The sequence below is a fragment of the Tenacibaculum pacificus genome, assembly GCF_027941775.1.
GTDB classification, from domain to species: Bacteria; Bacteroidota; Bacteroidia; order Flavobacteriales; family Flavobacteriaceae; genus Polaribacter; species Polaribacter pacificus_A.
In genome coordinates this window covers 1830283-1846567 of sequence record NZ_CP115917.1, presented here as the reverse complement: position 1 = coordinate 1846567, position 16285 = coordinate 1830283, and the positions used below count along the sequence as shown (strand labels likewise).

Here is a 16285-nt window from a genome sequence, read left to right as displayed (position 1 = left end):
AGCAGGCTTTTGAATTTTTAAAAGTTTTTTATTTTGGTGAAATCTCTAGCAACAATTTCTTCTCTACTTAGTTCAAAAACTTTATTTTTATAGTAAAAAAGCATTCCTTTTATATTTCTACCTCTCTCTCTAGTTATTTTTTTCTTTAGGTTTTGTATTACTTTTTCAATTTCTAAGTTTTCAATTAAATCTAAATCCCATATAATATAGTAAGGTAATTTATTAGGGTTTACAGATGTGTGCATCATTTGCTTTTTGCTTGAGTCTATTTGCCATATAATACCATCATAACCTTTAATAGATTTTCTGTCGCCTAAATACTTATTATTAATTAAGTATTCAGGGTTTTTAACGCCTATTGTATTGTCATGTTTTTTTATTAAAATATTAATATCTAAATCATTTACTAAAGCAGCTGCAACCTCATAGTTTCTTTTTAAATCATTATTATCAGATCCTAGTTCAATATTTAATTTTTTATGTTTGCTTTTTATAATATTATTACTATTTCTAATATATTCAGAAATATTTGTTTTAGCTTCTTTTTTTAAGTCTTTACTTAAACTTGTTTCGTATGAATTTTTAGTAAATATTTTACCAGAAATAGCAGGGTTGTTTGCAAATTCTTCTTTAACTTTTGGAATGAAATTAGTATAACCATCTGTAGGATTTTCATCTGTAGGGATAATATCACATCTGCATCCCCAGTCATTTGGAGGTAAAAGTTTTTTCCAAATAGGGTGGCTTATAGGAGCTATAAATCCATTCCACTTTTTATGTTTATCTCTAACTTTTTTATCACCAACAGTTATGTATTTTAAATTAGGGTATAATTCTTTTGTTGTTTGAAAAGACTGCCATTTTCCAGCCATATTAGCGGTTGCAACTGTTTGATGATATTCTGAATTTAACCAATTAACATTATATAATTTAGAGGTTTCAAGCGCTTTTTTTTTAAACTCTGACCAAGTTGGTAAATTTTTATTATTCGTAATTAATTCAGTTAATGAATTTCTAAAGGAAGCTTCTTTAAAGGCAGAAAATTCTAAAATATTAGTATGTAGATTTTCTGATAAAACAGTATCAAAGTGTTCTAAGTTATTACTGTACCCAATATTAATAGCTTTACCTAAATTATTATAGTAATAATTAATGAGTTTATGTTGTAACTCAATAGGTACTACTCGTTCATCAAACAAGGTTCTTAAATACTTGTTTACTAGCCTACTTAAATTTATATTCTTAGAAAGCGTAATAGTTTCTTTTTCTGGAGTACAGCAATGAGAACGGTACGCTAATTTAAGTAGGCTTATTCCTTTCCCTGATTCGTAGGTTTTTTAGTTTCTTTATGGGTAGGCATTTCAGCTATTTCAGTACCATATGTTTCCTGGATATACTTCTTATTTAAAATATAACCACCACTTATAAATTCTTTATCTATAAGTATTTGCTGACTTGGGTTAGTGGTTTTTTCTACATTAATACGTGCATTATCTGGAATATTATAGCCAAGCATTCGCATAGCAGGTACTACAACATCGTTTAAAAATGAAATCATTTTTTTTTCATCAGAATGCACAACTTCACCTAAAGTATTTTCACTGAACAGAACCTTGGGCTTTTGAGCTCCCATTTTCTGTAGTCATAGTTTGGTGTAATATTAATTTAGATAACTCTTTATCTAATGCCTCAATTTTTTTAAAAAAACTTGAAACGAATCACTTTTAGTATTTTCTATAATTTCAACATCAGTACCTAATGGAAATACACCATAAGGAGCAGACCCCATTTCTTCTAGCCAACCAGCTACTTCATTTTTTACAGTCGTACTACTTGAAGCAATTTTAGCAATTCTAATTGGAACGCCAAATAATTCTTCAAATTCATCCCACGAACCCCAAGAGTGTCTTTTTAAAATAGTATAAACTGCAGCTTTTTCTAATAATCCAACAGGGTTATAAAATTGACTATACCATAGCACGTCTTTAATATCGGTAAAATCAATTCCTCTATCTGAAGTAATATCGTATAGAAGCGCTCTTTTTTCGGGTATTATTTGTCCTTTAGGTATAAGTTCTACCTTATTAATATTTCCTTTAGTAAAATCACTAACCCAAAGTAATGAGCCTCCATAGTAAGTAGATTCATGTGCATATTGTAGGGTGTCTTCAAACCATTGTTTACCACTAATAAGTAAAGATAAAGCATCATCTTTAATACCATTAATTGTAAAAACGTAGCCTTTATTAGTTGTTCTTAAAGTACGATTTTCAGTAATACCTGTTAAGTGTCCATCAAGCATAATATCCTCATAAAGTTCTTGCATTAAGTAGTTTTTAGGATAATCTACAGAGTAACGAGCATAACGAGCTGTTTGCCAATCGGTAATTTCTTTGCGCCATAACAAGCGTTGTCTCTTAACAATATCTACCATTAAATCAGTAACTTTTTTAACATTGTTAGTGTCTTTACTGTTCAAGCTTACTTTTTTAATAGCGTTACCTGAAAATTTGGTAATATTTTGTATCGATTTTATTTTTGCATTCTGACTCATTATTTTAGACGTTTATCGTGTTCCCGTTTTAGTTTTTTTAATATTTCTTTATCCAAATATTTAGAAGGTCCTATAAATTGACGTTTAGGCATACCGTTTAATCCTTCATTATGTTGTTGCCCATATTTTTTATAAGTTCTAAAAGCTACAGTATGTTTACTTTTTTTAACTGCTATAAAAGAATTAGTTAATTTATCTCCAGCTGTTTTATGACCAACAAGAATGGCTCTTCCTGTAATACTTCTACCATATTTATTCGGTCTGCCTGGTTTACCTATTCTATTTGTTCTATATCGAGTAATATTTCTTCCACTTTTATCAAGTGTTTTTCTTTTTTCCCATTTTTTTATACCAGATCCAGTATTAAATCCCTCGTTTTTAAAGTTGTGTTTTATAAATTTTAACCCTTCAACTTTAACAACTTTAATAGCAATATCAGGCATTTCAACGGCTGTTTTTAAAAGGAGTTTTTGTAAGTCTTTTAGGTCAGCCATTAATAATGGTTTTTATAAGATTTATTGCTGCCTAATCTCATAAAAGGTTGATTACTATCAATTATTCCATCTTCATTACTATCAATTCTTTTTGAAGGTAAATCAGCTTCAATAGTTCCTTTACTTATTAACTCAAGCCAACGCATTGCCTCATTGTATCGTTTTTCTGCAGTAGCAGTAATTTCTTTGCCTCGTATATCATAAATATCAGGTAGTACAAGACTTTTTAAATGCTTTTTAATTACCTTAGATTGCTCAGCACCTAATGCATTAAAAATAGCATCTACATCATATTGTTTAAATAAGTAGCTTTTTATTATGGCAATATTTTCATCTATAATTTCATTAACAGTATTATCATCACTATTGGTAATTAAGTTAATTACTTCAGTAGTTGTTTTGGTTTTAAGTTCCTCTTTAGTTAAAAAAGCCATTTTATAGTTGTTTAATACTTAGTTTTTTTAATGAGTGTTTTTTATTTACAGTTTTATATATTTTTGAAGTAAAACTAATTCTGTAACTCATTAATTCATCATCACTTATTTCATTTTCTTCTTCAGAAATTTGAGTTAGTTTTGTAAAACTTTTTCCTGAAAGTGCTTCTAATACTTTAACAATATCATCTATAATTTCAATTTCAGATAATCCGTTATTAGGATCACCTGTGTTTTGATGTTGCTCCATCCAACCATCTTTACAGTACAAAATAATTTCTAAGGTTGTAGTTCCTTCTTTTATTTGTTCTGTCATATTCTGATATTGTATGCTAGGCATTTTAATAAGTACTGCTGTAAAACAACCAGGATAATTTTCTTTGCCTTTTTGAAATTGTTTGCGATCTAAATCAATGAGTTCTAATTTTGTAATTGATTTTAATGCTTTTTGAACTTCAATAAATATTTCTTTGCTAGGTGTCATATTCTTCTTCGTGTTTTTCGTCTGCCAATGTGCGGGCTTATGTTATTTTCTTCTTTTTGAGAATACCCAAATAATGAGCGTCCTTTACGAATACAGTTCATAAGTACGTCTAAAATATCATCAGGTGTTTTACATTTTTTTTCAAAAGCCAGTATATGATCTAATGCTTTATCCATATCTGTTGTATCCCTTAATTTATCATCAAAAGTGATTAAACCTCTAAAAAAAGCACTTACCAATACAGCATCAATATTTTCATGTTTATCACCTGAAGCATGATCAGGAAAAGGTATATCTACGGTATTATTTTCTTCACTAGCAATAAGCCATTCAGGTTCGTAAACAGATTTTTGAGAGGCTGTTGCATCGTAAAAAGAAATAATAGCCATTCCTTTTGCATTATATTTTTGTTGCCACTTATAATGAGTAGCCATTGCTTCAGCTCTATTACATTGACGATTAAAAATTTCTAATACATGTGCTTTACCATTTTCAAGAGATAGTATTCCACCAGCTTTATAATCGCCATCATCAGTATAAGATAAATCCCACCATTCAATTAAACCGCTGTGTATTTTATTTCCATGAGTGCTTTTGAATTTTATCCACTCTTCTTTAATTCTTTTACCTTCTTCAATAGGATTGTTAAAATCTTCTCGTTGGCTTGTATGGTAATCATCATCATTTACTATTTCAATACATTCATCTCTGTCATAACGTTCATGCCAAGTAGGATTAAAATCGTTATCACATAAATTAATGGTTGATATAAAGAAGTTGTTAGATTTTTTATATTTTTCAGCAAAGCCTTCAATAATTCCATTTTTAACAATTAAGTTGTTAGGCATTATTCTACGAAATCGACCACGTTGTCCTGCCTTACCTAAATCACCAGTTAGTTTACGTACATTTTCATTTGTTAACTCAATATTTTTAGCGGCTTTTCGGTCTTCTAAATCATCCATAGAAGCGAAGTCAGGTCTACGTCCGTTATGATTTAAACCACGTATAGATTGGTTTAAACCGATAGCTTTAAAGTAGGTTCCATCAGTAGTTTCAAAAACACCATCAGCCCAATTACCATAGCTTTTTTGTGTGCCAAAATCTTTAATATATTTTTCATTATTATCTAATTGAACTTGTAAATTAGATAATAGTTTTTTTGCTAAATCTTCATTTCTACCTAATAAAACTCCGAATTTTAATTCATTATTTTCTTTTAAGTGAGCGGTATTACCAACATTGGTGTGAATAGATTTTGCCGCACCTCTAAACCAACGGCGTTGTTGTATTATTTTGGGGTTATGAAATATTTGTTCATAGCTTTCTTGATGAAACCAAGAGCTAGGAGCATCAGCAAAATCTTGCCCAGAATTAACACCAAAATAAAAATCAAAAAACTCAATATAATTTTCAGGTTTTAAAAGGTGTTTAATTCGCCTTTCTTGTTCTTGAGTAGTTTCTTTAATTAAATTATTTGCAGATACTTTTGAAATATATTTAGAAAGGTCATCATATTTTTGCTTGACTAATTTAAGTTCTGTTTTAGTCATCTTGTATCAATTTAGTTATAAACTGATCAAAGTATGGGCGTACATTTTTGGTTAGTTCAATAATTTCTTCTCTTTTTTTAGGTTTAGCAGTTGCCGCTAGTTCTAACATAAAGTTGCTAAAATTATCTATACTTTCCATTGAATAGACAGCTATTTTTTTACTATCAGTAATTCTGTCAAAAGCAGCAACAGTATTAATAATATCGTTTGTTTTGTAAGGTAGCGGGTCACCTTTTTCAATAGCTAAGGCTTGTTTTAAAGTTAACCTACGGATAGATGAAGGTTTTATTGAATTAAGCTCTTTTTCTTCATCCCATTTATTTTCTTTACGCCAGTTTCCTAATGTTTTTAAACCAATATTAATAATACTAGAAATATTGGTTAAGGCAAATCCAGCAACATATAATTGTTTTCCTTCACTCTTTTTTCTATCGCTTTCTTGTGCTGTTAATCTTGCCATAATTATTTGTAATTTCCATCTATATTTAACTTGCCTTCTCTAGTAAATTCAATATTATTAATTTTCATTCCATCATATTCTAAGTTTTTTTTTGCCTCAATTAATAAATCAGTATAAGCATCATCAGCAATCATAGCTTCAATACCTACACCAATTTCAGGGACTTCTTTAAATTCTCCTTTGGCTGAGGTTAAAATACTTAGTTGATGTTGCTTACTACTGTTGCCTATAACAAAATCACCATTTTGAATAAGTAGGTCGCCATTTTCATCTAATAATAAATCTTTCATACATACAAAATTCGTATAAGTAAGTGGTGTTTAAAATTTAATAATCAAGTGTTGGCAGTTTTTCATACACTACTTGTTTGAAAAAGGTACAAGGCTTGATTTGTTATTTTTTTTAGTTAAGAACTTGCTGCAATTTTGTGACTCAAAGTAGTAGTAAAACGAAATTATAGTGCGTAGAAAAAAGCAATTAAATGACACATAGGTTTAAAGTAAATACAGAAAACGTAAATGAGTATGGATATCGCATACTTACTAATGGAATAGATATAGACCAGTATTTACGTAATCCTGTAGTATTATTTGGTCATGTTCGTGCAAATCACGACCCAACAAGAGTTGTAGGTCGTTGTGTAAAATTAATAAAAGAAAACAACGAATTAATTGCTGAAATAGAGTTTGATACTGATTCTGATTTAGGTAAAGAGGTAGAAGGGAAAGTAGCACGTGGCTTTATAAAAATGGCATCATTACATGCTGATGTAAAAGAAAGTTCTGTGGAAGAGGAACTATTATTACCAGGGCAAACTTTAGCAACGGTAACTAAATGTAAACTAGTAGAAATATCTATTGTAGATGTTGGAGGTAATGATGAAGCTTTAAAATTATCTAAAAATTTAAAAGAGGTGACTCTTAATAAAATTACACAAAAACCAAAAAAATAAGATGAGTATAAAGTCAATTGCGCTAGCGCTAGATATGGATGAAAATACAGCGGAAAGCAAAGTTTTAGCATCTGTAAAAGATTTAAAATTAGCAAAGGAAACAGCTGAAACAGCTTTACGTAATGTTCAAACAAAGGAGGCAGATACTTTAATTGCTAAAGGTGTTAGTTTAGGATTAATTCATAAAGACTTTACCGATACACTAAAAGAAGCTTTTGAAACAAATCATGATGCTCAAGTAGTAAAGTTATCTAAATTAATTAAAGATAAAGAGGTTGAAAACGGAATAGATGCTAAACATAATGTTGTGAAAGAAGTCATTTTAGGAAAAGGTGACGGAAAAGGGAAAGCTATAACGCTAACGTTTGATTATTTGCAAAAACATGATGTTCCGAAGTTGAAAGATATTAGAGATAATAATCCAACAGAATATGCACGTTTAGCAAAAGAATATGGAGCGGGTGTTAGATATACAGAATAAAAATAATATCAAAAAAAACTAAAAAAATGCCAGGATTAAATAAAGAATTGTGGGTGCCAGGGATTATAGAAAACCCTATTCCAGATACATCATTTGTATCAGCGTCAGTAGATATGTCTGAATATGTTGAAGCAAATAAAATACATTTAGCAGAAGCAGGAATTGAGCCAGAGGTATTTGAGAATTATTTTGAAGGAAATGAAGAACCATTACCATTTCAAAAGATTACAGATATTCCAAATGAGGTTGTTTTAAAGACATACTCATCAGCTCAAACTCGCCATAGAGATTTGCAAGATGTAGAGCTACAGTATAAAAAGAAAGATTCTATTATTGGTAGACACAGAACTTCTTTAGGTAAAAATATAGGTAAACGAGCAGCACATGCTTGGACAACAGGTGTAAGTGATGATTTTAATAAACTATTAAAATTAGGTGATGGAGATTCTGTAATTGATGCAATTGTTGATTTAGAAGCTTTTTTTAGTAGTCTAGATAAAACAGAGAACTTAAATCTATGTTTAAGCCCAGAGCTTAAGGCACGTATAAGAAAGGAAGATAAAGTATTATACAAGGATATGATGATGGCTGATAAAGGGGATGTTTTTTTAGGTTTTAAAATATGGCATTACTCACAAAATCCATTATTTACTGCGGCAGGAGCTAAAAAGCCATTTGGAGCAGAAAAAGAGGCAGGAGACAAGCGTTGTTCTTTTGTATGGGCAAGTGATGAGGTATTTAGATGTTTTGGAGATACAGAAATGTATGAGAATTTAAGAGACTCAGGTTTACAAGCTGATACCCTTTCATTTGCACAAAGAGCTTTAGTTGGTAAAATTAGAGCCAACTCACCAAAGTATTTAGGAACAATTGTTTAATGATAAACAGATGAGTAAAAATCAAGAAAATATTCAAGAATATTTTAATGCTAATAAATTAGTAGATAAAGTATTTACTACATCAGATGGCTTTATTTTTTTACAACACCAATTAGCAACAATACATAGTAACACTTTATCAAATAAAAAAGTAGAAACTTTTAATAGAGCTGGTAAGGTAGAAAATATTGTAGTGGTCGATGCAGAAGAAATAACGGCAGGTAAAACTGATGTTAAATTAGTAAAGGAGCAAAATACAGCGCCAGTTAATCCAGCTATAACAGAATCAGATCAGCAAACAAAAAAATAATAAGAACCATTTTTAAATAAGACAGCTTCACTTATTGCAAGTGAGCTGTACCCTTTAGGGGTTGTAGTTATGAATGAAACCATTATTGAAATAGCATTAGGTCAAATAGGGATTAAAGAATTTACTGGAAAAAAAGATAATCCAGAGGTATTAAAATACTTTAATGATATTGGTTTTAATGGTGCAAAGTTAAAGGATGAAACTGCATGGTGTTCAGCTTTTGCAAACTGGGTTGCTAAAGAGGCAAACCTTGAAAGAACAGGAAGATTAAATGCTCGTAGTTGGCTAAAAGTAGGTGAAGAAGTTACCATTCCAGAAAAAGGTGATGTTGTTATTTTTTGGCGAGAATCAAAACAAAGCTGGAAAGGGTACGTTGCTTTTTTTATAAGAGAAACTGAAAATTTTATTTACGTTTTGGGAGGAAACCAAAGCAATCAAGTTAAAATTTCAGCTTACCCTAAAAACAGATTATTAGGTTATAGAAGATTATGAATAAAATATTTAGTTGGTTAACAGGAGATTTATTTAAAAAAGCAGGAGAAGCTTTAGATGGAATTATTACGTCTGATGAAGAAAGGTTAAATGCAAAAAATGCTTTGCAAAAAATGTTTATTGATGAGGCTTTAAATTCTCAAAAAATACAAACAGAAATTATAAATACAGAGGCTAAAGGTAATTTTTTACAAAGAAGTTGGAGACCTATATTAATGTTAGGTTTTGGGTTTGTAGTGCTTTATAGCAAGTTTATAGCTCCTGCATTTAATTTACCAAATACAGCGTTAGAACCTGATTTTTGGGAACTTTTAAGATTAGGTATTGGAGGGTATGTTATTGGTCGTTCTGCTGAAAAAATATCAACTACAATAACTAAAAATATAGATTTCAAAAAGAAAAATTAAACTATTGTAAAAAATGGCATTACCAAAAATTACATTCAATATAGCAACTGATGGCTTAGGTAGATTATCAGATGCAATTAATAAAATACCTGGTTTAGTTATTACAGGTAGTACTGTTGCTAATAAAATAACGATTGGTCAGTCATATCAAATATTTAGTTTAAAAGGAGCTGAAGATTTAGGTATTACAGCTGATGGAGCTAATAGTTTTGCTTATAAACATTTAGTGAGTTTTTATAATAAAGCAGGGCAAGGTGCTCCACTCTGGTTAATGGTAGTTTCGGACGCTACTACCATGACAGCAATGGCTGACCTAACTAATAATTATGCTAAAAAGTTAATTGAAGATGCTAAGAATATTCGTGTTTTAGGATTGTTAAAAAAAGCAACAGGTACTGAAACTATTAAAAATGGATTAGATGCAGACGTAGAAACAGCAGTTGTAAAAGTTCAAGAGTTAGCGGTGCATTTTACGGGTAAGTATTTTCCTTTTAGAACTATTTTATCAGGTAATTCATTTAACGGAAATGTGCAAGAATTATTTGATTATTCACAATCTAAATTTAAAAATGTAAATATTTTGATAGCTAATGACGATGGTGCACCTGAAGCATCTATTGGCTTAAATTTAGGTAAGCAGGTAGCAATACCAAGTCAGCGCCGTCAGAGTAGAGTAAAAGATGGAGCGGTAATACCGTTACAGGCATATTTTACTAGTGGTGAAAAAGTACAAGCGTTACAGGATATGTGGGATACAATAGACGATAAACGTTTTACTTTTTTAGAAACTTCTCTAACAGGTCGGGCTATTTCTTTTCTGGTGATAAAACACTAGTTGGTTCTGATGATGATTTTTCAAGTTTAGCACCAGGGTTTATAATGGATGAAGCTGTTTTAATAGCCTATGATGTTTTATTAGATGAACTAAGTGATGAAATACTTATAGATGGTTATGGGAAAATTCATCCAGCAGTAATAAAAAGTTGGCAAGGTAAAATAGATACTACAGTTCAAAGTAAAATGGTATCTACAGGAAAAATTTCAGGATTTAAATCATATATCAATGCAAATCAAAATGTTTTACAAACAGATAATGTACAGGTAAATATGCAATTATTACCATTAGGATATGCAGACAATATAGAAGTAAATATAGGTTTCACAACTAATTTAGAAAACTAATGGCAAAACAATATAGTTGGAGTGATTATTCCATAGCATACGGAGGTAGAATATTAGAAGGATGCACAGGCTTTGAGGCTAGTACTAAAAAAGAAAAAGCTTTTTTATACGGTAGAGGAGATAACCCACATGAAATTGTTGGAGGTAATAAAAGTTATGAAGGTAAAATTAAACTTTGGCAATCGGAAGTAGAAAGAATGATTTCAGACGCTCCAAATAATGATATTTTAAAGTTGCGTTTTAATGTAACCGAAGCATATGTACCAATTGATGGTGGTCAAATGGTAGTTAATAATTATAAAGGAGTTGAAATAACAGAATTATCAACAGCATTTAACCAAGGTGATAAAAATCAAATTATAGAATTACCTGTTATGTATTTAAGTGTTGATAGGCAGCAATAAGCTATCAATAATTAATTATATAAATAATAATTTTATCAACAATCTTATTATTTACACAGGTAGTATTTACAACACCAATAAACATATTAAAAATGGCAAACGAAGTTACAGAAAAGCAAATTGAACAATGGAAAGTAGAGCATCAAGCGGTTTACGAATTACCAGTAGGAGATAAAAAAGGGTACTTGCGTCAGCCTAAAATGACAGATTATAAAATAGGTTTTAAAGCCATGTTAAATGGTGGAGATATTGCTTTTAGTGAAGCAATGTTAAGAGCTTTATGGTTAGGAGGAGATAAAGATATTTTAGATGAAGATGCTTATTTTATTCCTGCTAAAAATCAAATAAAAGATTTTTTAGATTATGAAGATGCAGAAATATCAGCTTTAAAAAATGGGCAATCAGAAATAACTATTGATGGTTATAAATGTATTGTTAGATTTATTACTCGTGATGATTTGAAACGTGCAGAATCTGAAAACCCAAGTAATAAAACATTTGTTACTCAAGAAAAATTATTTGATAAAATATGTGTTTTTAAAGATGAGGTTTTTACTGATAAAAATAATGCCTCTATCCGTTTTCCACTTTACAAAGCTATTGAAAGTTTGCAGAATAAAAAATATGCATTGCTAAAAAAGCTTTAGAGTCGGCTGTCATAGATACGACCGACGAAACTGCATACGAAATATCAGAAAATATAAATATTAGAGTATACGATGCCTATTTAGAGTACTATATGGGAGTTCGTAATCCTCAAAAATTAAAAGATGGAGATTGGGCTGAAAAATTACTCAATCTCCATTTTATAAGAATACAAGAAAAAGAATCATCTCAAAAAACTTAAAATGAACGCCTACGAGTACTTAGTTAGATTAAGAGATTATGCTAGTTCTAGCTTGCGAAATATTGCTGCAAGTGCTGGGGTTACTAATAGAGGTTTACATGGAGTTGAAAAAAGAGCAACATCGGTAAGTAGTTTTTTAGGGAGTACTTTAAAAAGTGCTTTAAGTCGATTAGCTTTAGGTTTTGGTGTTTTAACAGCTGCTTCTGGTTTATTTTTTAAAGGTGTTGAGTTAGAACAAACAAAAGTAAAGTTTGAAGTATTATTAGGTAGTGTGGCAAAAGGTACTGCAATGCTTAAGGAACTTAATGAATATGCTAATGTAACACCTTTTTCAAATGGTGGTATTATAAAGGCATCTGAAATTATGCTTGGTTTTGGTATTACTCAAGAAAAAATAATGGGTAATATGAAAATGCTAGGAGATGTTGCCATGGGTAATGAGCAAAAGTTAGGAAGTATTTCATTAGCATATTCTCAAATAATGGCTACAGGTCGTTTAATGGGGCAAGATTTATTACAACTAATTAACCAAGGATTTAATCCTCTTCAAATAATATCAGAGAATACAGGTTTATCCATGGGGGTTTTAAAAAAACAAATGGAAAAAGGAGCTATTAGTGCTGGTATGGTAGAAGAGGCATTTCGTTTAGCTACTTCAGAAGGGGGACGTTATTATGGAATGACAGAAAAAATGGCTGAATCAGCAGGTGGTAAATGGAGTACATTTATGGGGAAATTATCACACGTAGTTGCTATTGTAGGTGAGAAATTTGCTTTATGGGTTAGCCCTTTAATAGATATTGGTATTACTGTTGTAGAAAATATTTTGCCATTTGGTAAAGCAATAACAGATTTAATAAACTGGATAAGTAAAGCTACTCCTTTATTAATTACATTTTCGGCTGTTGTAGTAGCATTAGGAGTTAATTATTTAATTGCTAACGCAAGCTTTATAGCTTTCTCAATAACCTTTGCAATTTATAACGCTAAGGTATGGCTGGCAACTTTAGCAACAGGAGGCTTGTCTACAGCAATTAGTATTTTGAATTTTATAATGTCAATGAACCCAATATCATTAGTTATAATAGGAATAGGACTGTTAGTTGGAGCTGTTGTTTTATTGTGGAATAAAATAGACTGGTTACGTGGTGGAATAATGGGTATTTGGGAGGTTATGAAAGGTTTAGGTCTTGCTATAAAAACCTATGTTATTAATCGTTTTAAAGAATTATTATTAGGTATTACAGGTTTAGGTAGAGCATTGTGGTCGTTTATTAAAGGAGATTGGGAAGATGCAATAAAACATGGTAAAAATGCTACTAAAAATTTGTTTGATAGTGATGCTAAAAAACAATTTGTAAAGGATGGTTTAATAGCAGCAGAATCATTTAGTAAAGGATATAAAGATGCCTTAAAAATTGATAGCCCGAAAATAGCTTTAAAAGAAGCCGTAGGTAAAAATAAAGACAAATCTATTTTAGGAAAAAAACCGTCTTCAGTTTTTGATAGTTTACTGAAAAATAAAAAAGAGCTTGACAAAAAAAACAATAAAAAAAGAAAAGCCGATAGTATCGTTTCAGGAGGATCTAAGCAAACTCACATAAATATAACTATTCAAAAGTTACAAGATGATACTAAAATTTATGTTAGCAGTGCCGAAAAAGGGATTGAAAATTTAGGTGAAAAAATACAAGAACAATTATTACGTGCAATAAATAGTGTTAACCAAATGCAAACAAGTTAATGGCTGAATTTAATTTTAAAGAATTAGTGGCACGAGCACATTTTGATTATATAGGACCTGTATTTACTAAGTGGTTTGAAAATAATAAAAAAGCAATGGTACTTCCAAGTTTAAAAAACGTTTTTGGTAGCCAGTTATTAGGAAATAAATATTTTTTTACATTAAAACTAAAATATGGAAAACAGCAATTTACTTTTCCTAATGAGCCATTAATCGCTGTTAGCCTAGTAAAAACAATTGTAGAAACAGCTACTGTTGGAAAGTATCGAAAAGGAACAGTAAAAGAATATATTAATACAGAAGATTATCAATTAACGATACGAGGTGTTTGTGTAAACACAGAAGATTATGATAGCTATCCTACAGATCAGGTAAAAGAACTTAATGATATGTTTGCTGTTAATGATGCTTTAGAGGTAGTTAATAATCCCTTTTTAGAGTTGTTTCAAATACGAAAAATTGTGTTAAAAGAAATTTTATTAGATGAAATGCAAGGGCAACCTAATTTACAAAAGTATGTGATTAGAGCTGTTAGTGATCAGGATTTTTACGCAGATGTAACAGAGAAAAACAATTTTTTAAACTCATAAATTATGTTTGTTTTAGATGGAAGTGTAAAAATAGGAGCTTATGTTTTTAAAACGATACATGAAGTATCATATGTTAAATCTGTAAATGAAATTGTAGATACAGCAGTTTTAAAATTACCAACATCATTTAAAATTAGACAAAATGGTGAGTTAAAATATACTGAAGAAGCTATTAAAATAGGTGATAAGGTAGCTATAACTATAGGTTATGAAAACAAGTATCGTGCTACAGAGTTTGTAGGGTATGTACGTAAAATTAAACCGACTATACCATTAGAAATTCATTGTGAAGATGAAATGTGGTTGTTGCGTAGAAAAACAATAACGAAAGCATGGAATACTAATACTAATTTAAAAGAGGTTCTAACAGAAATAGTGAAAGGAACTACTATAAAAGTAGCAGAAAATATTCCTGATATTCCTTTAGATAATTACATTATTAGAAATGCTAATGGAACACAAGTTTTACAGCATCTAAAAAAGAATTTACGATTAACCGCATTTATAAATGATAGGAATGAGTTGTATTGTGGATTAGCTCAGTTTACTAATATTAATGATGAGGTAATTTATGATTTGAATTATAATTTAATTGAAAATAACCTAGAGTTTAAGTCGAAAGAAGAAAGAAAAATACGAGTCCGCTACACTTATATAAATTCCAAAGGTGTTAAAAAGGAAGTTGAATTTGGAGATACAGGAGGAGAGTTAAGATGTTATAGAACCTCGGTAGTTTCAGATATTAAAGTGTTAGAAAAATTAGCACAAACAGAAATAGAGAAATTAAAGTATAATGGTTTTGAAGGAACAGTAAAAACTTTTTTAATTCCGTATGCAACCAGAGGAATGAAAGCAACACTATTAGATCAAGAGCATTTAAATAGAGAAGGTAGTTATTTTATTAAGAAAGTGGTTACTTCTTTTGGAACAGATGGAGCAAATAGGGTAGTAACAATAGGTAAAAGGCTAAATGGCTAATTTATGGGGTTTGAAACAGAATTAAGTCGTGCATTAGAGAAGTTTAATGATAGAGATGTACCTGTTTTTTTAGCAGAAGTAATATCTGTAGATAAAGAAAAAGGAACTTGTGAAATTACTGATGGAGAGTTAAACTACGTTGCACGTTTAGGAAGTGTTATTAATAGTACTGAAGATAGGTTTTTTATATATCCTAAAATAAAAAGTAAGGTGTTGGTAGCACCTATTGAAGAAGATATACATCAACTATATATTGTTACATGTGCTGAGGTAGAGCATTTACAGTTTAAAGTAGCTGATTGTACTTTAAGTATGGACGCTACAGGTTTTAATTTTAAAAAGCAGAACGAATCATTACGTAGTTTGATAATAGATTTATTACGGGCAATACAACAAATGAAGTTTACAACCAATATGGGACCAACCATTAATTTGATTAATGTAAATGATTTTGTAAGCCTAGAATCAAAGTTTGAAAACCTTTTAAAAGATATTTAAATGGCATTAAATGAAGAAAGATTAACAGCTAAAATTAAAACAGTTATAACCAAATGTGCATTAGAAAAATCAAGTGCAGAGGTTTCAAAAGAAAAATTTGCAACTAGTTTATCAAAGGCTATAATAAGTGAATTAAAAACGGCAATAGTAACAGGGGTTTGTCCACCAAGTGGAGGACCATTAACTAACGGAAAAATAATATAAATATGTTTTCATCATTACAGCCTTATTTTAATGAATTAGCTATTGGATTAGTCTCTTTAGTTTTGGGATGGTTAGGTAAATCAAAAGTGCAAAAAAAAGTAGAAGATGCCGATTTAACAGCAAAAATACAAGCCGTATATAGAGATATGGTAGTTGATGCTGATAAAAGAATGGATTTACTAAGAGAAGAAATAAAAATATTAAAAACTAAGCAAACACTTCAAAATGAAGAGTGGCTAAAAAAGTTAGATAATATTGAAAAATCATGGCAAGGTAAATATAGTAGGTTGCAAACTAAGTATAATAATTTGTTGAAAAAATTTGAAGAAAATAGTTAGT

22 protein-coding genes and 2 pseudogenes are annotated in these 16285 nt (G+C 30.1%); 15 read left to right on the top strand and 9 right to left on the bottom strand.

What is annotated here, in order from left to right; translation table 11 throughout:
- Nucleotides 1–17: 17 nt before the first annotated feature.
- The 9 genes and pseudogenes from PG913_RS08345 to PG913_RS08305 all read right to left on the bottom strand — a co-directional run bounded on the left by PG913_RS08345 (nucleotide 18) and on the right by PG913_RS08305 (nucleotide 6269).
- The gene (locus PG913_RS08345; protein WP_271230339.1) at nucleotides 18–1199 is read right to left on the bottom strand and encodes a phage head morphogenesis protein; all 1182 of its coding nucleotides are present in this window, start codon (nucleotides 1197–1199) and stop codon (nucleotides 18–20) included.
- Between the two features lie 110 nt (nucleotides 1200–1309).
- The gene (locus PG913_RS08340) at nucleotides 1310–1633 is read right to left on the bottom strand and encodes a hypothetical protein (RefSeq protein ID WP_271230338.1); all 324 of its coding nucleotides are present in this window, start codon (nucleotides 1631–1633) and stop codon (nucleotides 1310–1312) included.
- Nucleotides 1599–2302: pseudogene (locus PG913_RS08335) on the bottom strand (phage portal protein family protein). Before PG913_RS08335 ends, PG913_RS08340 begins: the two are co-directional and overlap by 35 nt.
- Nucleotides 2303–2553: 251 nt before the next feature.
- The gene (locus PG913_RS08330) at nucleotides 2554–3048 is read right to left on the bottom strand and encodes a phage morphogenesis protein (protein WP_271230336.1); all 495 of its coding nucleotides are present in this window, start codon (nucleotides 3046–3048) and stop codon (nucleotides 2554–2556) included.
- Nucleotides 3048–3482 (bottom strand): phage protein Gp36 family protein, encoded by a 435-nt coding sequence (locus PG913_RS08325; protein WP_271230335.1) that lies wholly within the window; start codon nucleotides 3480–3482, stop codon nucleotides 3048–3050. Before PG913_RS08325 ends, PG913_RS08330 begins: the two co-directional genes overlap by 1 nt.
- Before the next feature lies 1 nt (nucleotide 3483).
- Nucleotides 3484–3966: a hypothetical protein gene (locus PG913_RS08320; RefSeq protein ID WP_271230334.1), complete on the bottom strand. Its 483-nt coding sequence runs from the start codon at nucleotides 3964–3966 to the stop codon at nucleotides 3484–3486.
- Complete coding sequence (locus PG913_RS08315; protein ID WP_271230333.1) at nucleotides 3963–5519, bottom strand: hypothetical protein; 1557 nt, start codon at nucleotides 5517–5519, stop codon at nucleotides 3963–3965. The genes PG913_RS08320 and PG913_RS08315 overlap by 4 nt, the downstream gene beginning before the upstream one ends.
- Entirely contained in the window at nucleotides 5512–5979 is a 468-nt protein-coding gene (locus tag PG913_RS08310) for a hypothetical protein (protein ID WP_271230332.1), read from the bottom strand. Before PG913_RS08310 ends, PG913_RS08315 begins: the two co-directional genes overlap by 8 nt.
- 2 nt (nucleotides 5980–5981) lie before the next feature.
- Entirely contained in the window at nucleotides 5982–6269 is a 288-nt protein-coding gene (locus PG913_RS08305) for an oxidase (RefSeq protein ID WP_271230331.1), read from the bottom strand.
- Nucleotides 6270–6460: 191 nt separating this feature from the next.
- On the opposite strand from PG913_RS08305, the gene PG913_RS08300 reads away from it, so the two are divergent.
- From PG913_RS08300 to PG913_RS08225, 15 genes and pseudogenes are all read left to right on the top strand, one after another.
- Nucleotides 6461–6931: an HK97 family phage prohead protease gene (locus tag PG913_RS08300; protein ID WP_271230330.1), complete on the top strand. Its 471-nt coding sequence runs from the start codon at nucleotides 6461–6463 to the stop codon at nucleotides 6929–6931.
- 1 nt (nucleotide 6932) lies between these two features.
- Nucleotides 6933–7412, top strand: coding sequence for a hypothetical protein (locus tag PG913_RS08295; protein WP_271230329.1), 480 nt, complete (start codon nucleotides 6933–6935; stop codon nucleotides 7410–7412).
- 26 nt (nucleotides 7413–7438) lie between these two features.
- The gene (locus PG913_RS08290) at nucleotides 7439–8290 is read left to right on the top strand and encodes a hypothetical protein (protein ID WP_271230328.1); all 852 of its coding nucleotides are present in this window, start codon (nucleotides 7439–7441) and stop codon (nucleotides 8288–8290) included.
- A gap of 10 nt (nucleotides 8291–8300) precedes the next feature.
- Complete coding sequence (locus PG913_RS08285) at nucleotides 8301–8600, top strand: hypothetical protein (protein ID WP_271230327.1); 300 nt, start codon at nucleotides 8301–8303, stop codon at nucleotides 8598–8600.
- 69 nt (nucleotides 8601–8669) lie between these two features.
- The gene (locus PG913_RS08280) at nucleotides 8670–9092 is read left to right on the top strand and encodes a TIGR02594 family protein (protein WP_271230326.1); all 423 of its coding nucleotides are present in this window, start codon (nucleotides 8670–8672) and stop codon (nucleotides 9090–9092) included.
- A complete protein-coding gene (locus PG913_RS08275; protein WP_271230325.1) occupies nucleotides 9089–9499 on the top strand; it encodes a 3TM-type holin in 411 nt (136 codons plus the stop codon). Before PG913_RS08280 ends, PG913_RS08275 begins: the two co-directional genes overlap by 4 nt.
- Nucleotides 9500–9512: 13 nt before the next feature.
- Nucleotides 9513–10681: pseudogene (locus tag PG913_RS08270) on the top strand (DUF2586 family protein).
- A complete protein-coding gene (locus PG913_RS08260; protein ID WP_271230323.1) occupies nucleotides 10681–11085 on the top strand; it encodes a hypothetical protein in 405 nt (134 codons plus the stop codon). The pseudogene PG913_RS08270 and the gene PG913_RS08260 overlap by 1 nt, the downstream one beginning before the upstream one ends.
- A gap of 92 nt (nucleotides 11086–11177) precedes the next feature.
- Nucleotides 11178–11732 (top strand): hypothetical protein, encoded by a 555-nt coding sequence (locus PG913_RS08255; protein WP_271230322.1) that lies wholly within the window; start codon nucleotides 11178–11180, stop codon nucleotides 11730–11732.
- A gap of 201 nt (nucleotides 11733–11933) precedes the next feature.
- Nucleotides 11934–13676: a tape measure protein gene (locus tag PG913_RS08250; RefSeq protein ID WP_271230321.1), complete on the top strand. Its 1743-nt coding sequence runs from the start codon at nucleotides 11934–11936 to the stop codon at nucleotides 13674–13676.
- Nucleotides 13676–14266 (top strand): DUF6046 domain-containing protein, encoded by a 591-nt coding sequence (locus PG913_RS08245; RefSeq protein ID WP_271230320.1) that lies wholly within the window; start codon nucleotides 13676–13678, stop codon nucleotides 14264–14266. Before PG913_RS08250 ends, PG913_RS08245 begins: the two co-directional genes overlap by 1 nt.
- 3 nt (nucleotides 14267–14269) lie before the next feature.
- Nucleotides 14270–15244 (top strand): late control protein, encoded by a 975-nt coding sequence (locus tag PG913_RS08240; protein WP_271230319.1) that lies wholly within the window; start codon nucleotides 14270–14272, stop codon nucleotides 15242–15244.
- Nucleotides 15245–15247: 3 nt separating this feature from the next.
- On the top strand, nucleotides 15248–15742 hold the full coding sequence (locus tag PG913_RS08235; RefSeq protein ID WP_271230318.1) for a hypothetical protein: 495 nt from the start codon (nucleotides 15248–15250) through the stop codon (nucleotides 15740–15742).
- On the top strand, nucleotides 15743–15946 hold the full coding sequence (locus PG913_RS08230) for a hypothetical protein (protein WP_271230317.1): 204 nt from the start codon (nucleotides 15743–15745) through the stop codon (nucleotides 15944–15946).
- Between the two features lie 2 nt (nucleotides 15947–15948).
- A complete protein-coding gene (locus PG913_RS08225) occupies nucleotides 15949–16284 on the top strand; it encodes a hypothetical protein (protein ID WP_271230316.1) in 336 nt (111 codons plus the stop codon).
- Nucleotide 16285 lies beyond the last annotated feature (1 nt).

Coding starts and splice junctions, on each gene's coding strand:
- PG913_RS08300 (WP_271230330.1), top strand. CDS start 6,461: ATGACACATAGGTTTAAAGTAAATACAGAAAACGTAAATGAGTATGGA.
- PG913_RS08225 (WP_271230316.1), top strand. CDS start 15,949: ATGTTTTCATCATTACAGCCTTATTTTAATGAATTAGCTATTGGATTA.
- PG913_RS08305 (WP_271230331.1), bottom strand. CDS start 6,269: ATGAAAGATTTATTATTAGATGAAAATGGCGACCTACTTATTCAAAAT.
- PG913_RS08240 (WP_271230319.1), top strand. CDS start 14,270: ATGTTTGTTTTAGATGGAAGTGTAAAAATAGGAGCTTATGTTTTTAAA.
- PG913_RS08315 (WP_271230333.1), bottom strand. CDS start 5,519: ATGACTAAAACAGAACTTAAATTAGTCAAGCAAAAATATGATGACCTT.
- PG913_RS08280 (WP_271230326.1), top strand. CDS start 8,670: ATGAATGAAACCATTATTGAAATAGCATTAGGTCAAATAGGGATTAAA.
- PG913_RS08275 (WP_271230325.1), top strand. CDS start 9,089: ATGAATAAAATATTTAGTTGGTTAACAGGAGATTTATTTAAAAAAGCA.
- PG913_RS08310 (WP_271230332.1), bottom strand. CDS start 5,979: ATGGCAAGATTAACAGCACAAGAAAGCGATAGAAAAAAGAGTGAAGGA.
- PG913_RS08285 (WP_271230327.1), top strand. CDS start 8,301: ATGAGTAAAAATCAAGAAAATATTCAAGAATATTTTAATGCTAATAAA.
- PG913_RS08255 (WP_271230322.1), top strand. CDS start 11,178: ATGGCAAACGAAGTTACAGAAAAGCAAATTGAACAATGGAAAGTAGAG.
- PG913_RS08260 (WP_271230323.1), top strand. CDS start 10,681: ATGGCAAAACAATATAGTTGGAGTGATTATTCCATAGCATACGGAGGT.
- PG913_RS08320 (WP_271230334.1), bottom strand. CDS start 3,966: ATGACACCTAGCAAAGAAATATTTATTGAAGTTCAAAAAGCATTAAAA.
- PG913_RS08235 (WP_271230318.1), top strand. CDS start 15,248: ATGGGGTTTGAAACAGAATTAAGTCGTGCATTAGAGAAGTTTAATGAT.
- PG913_RS08230 (WP_271230317.1), top strand. CDS start 15,743: ATGGCATTAAATGAAGAAAGATTAACAGCTAAAATTAAAACAGTTATA.
- PG913_RS08290 (WP_271230328.1), top strand. CDS start 7,439: ATGCCAGGATTAAATAAAGAATTGTGGGTGCCAGGGATTATAGAAAAC.
- PG913_RS08245 (WP_271230320.1), top strand. CDS start 13,676: ATGGCTGAATTTAATTTTAAAGAATTAGTGGCACGAGCACATTTTGAT.
- PG913_RS08340 (WP_271230338.1), bottom strand. CDS start 1,633: ATGGGAGCTCAAAAGCCCAAGGTTCTGTTCAGTGAAAATACTTTAGGT.
- PG913_RS08250 (WP_271230321.1), top strand. CDS start 11,934: ATGAACGCCTACGAGTACTTAGTTAGATTAAGAGATTATGCTAGTTCT.
- PG913_RS08330 (WP_271230336.1), bottom strand. CDS start 3,048: ATGGCTGACCTAAAAGACTTACAAAAACTCCTTTTAAAAACAGCCGTT.
- PG913_RS08325 (WP_271230335.1), bottom strand. CDS start 3,482: ATGGCTTTTTTAACTAAAGAGGAACTTAAAACCAAAACAACTACTGAA.
- PG913_RS08295 (WP_271230329.1), top strand. CDS start 6,933: ATGAGTATAAAGTCAATTGCGCTAGCGCTAGATATGGATGAAAATACA.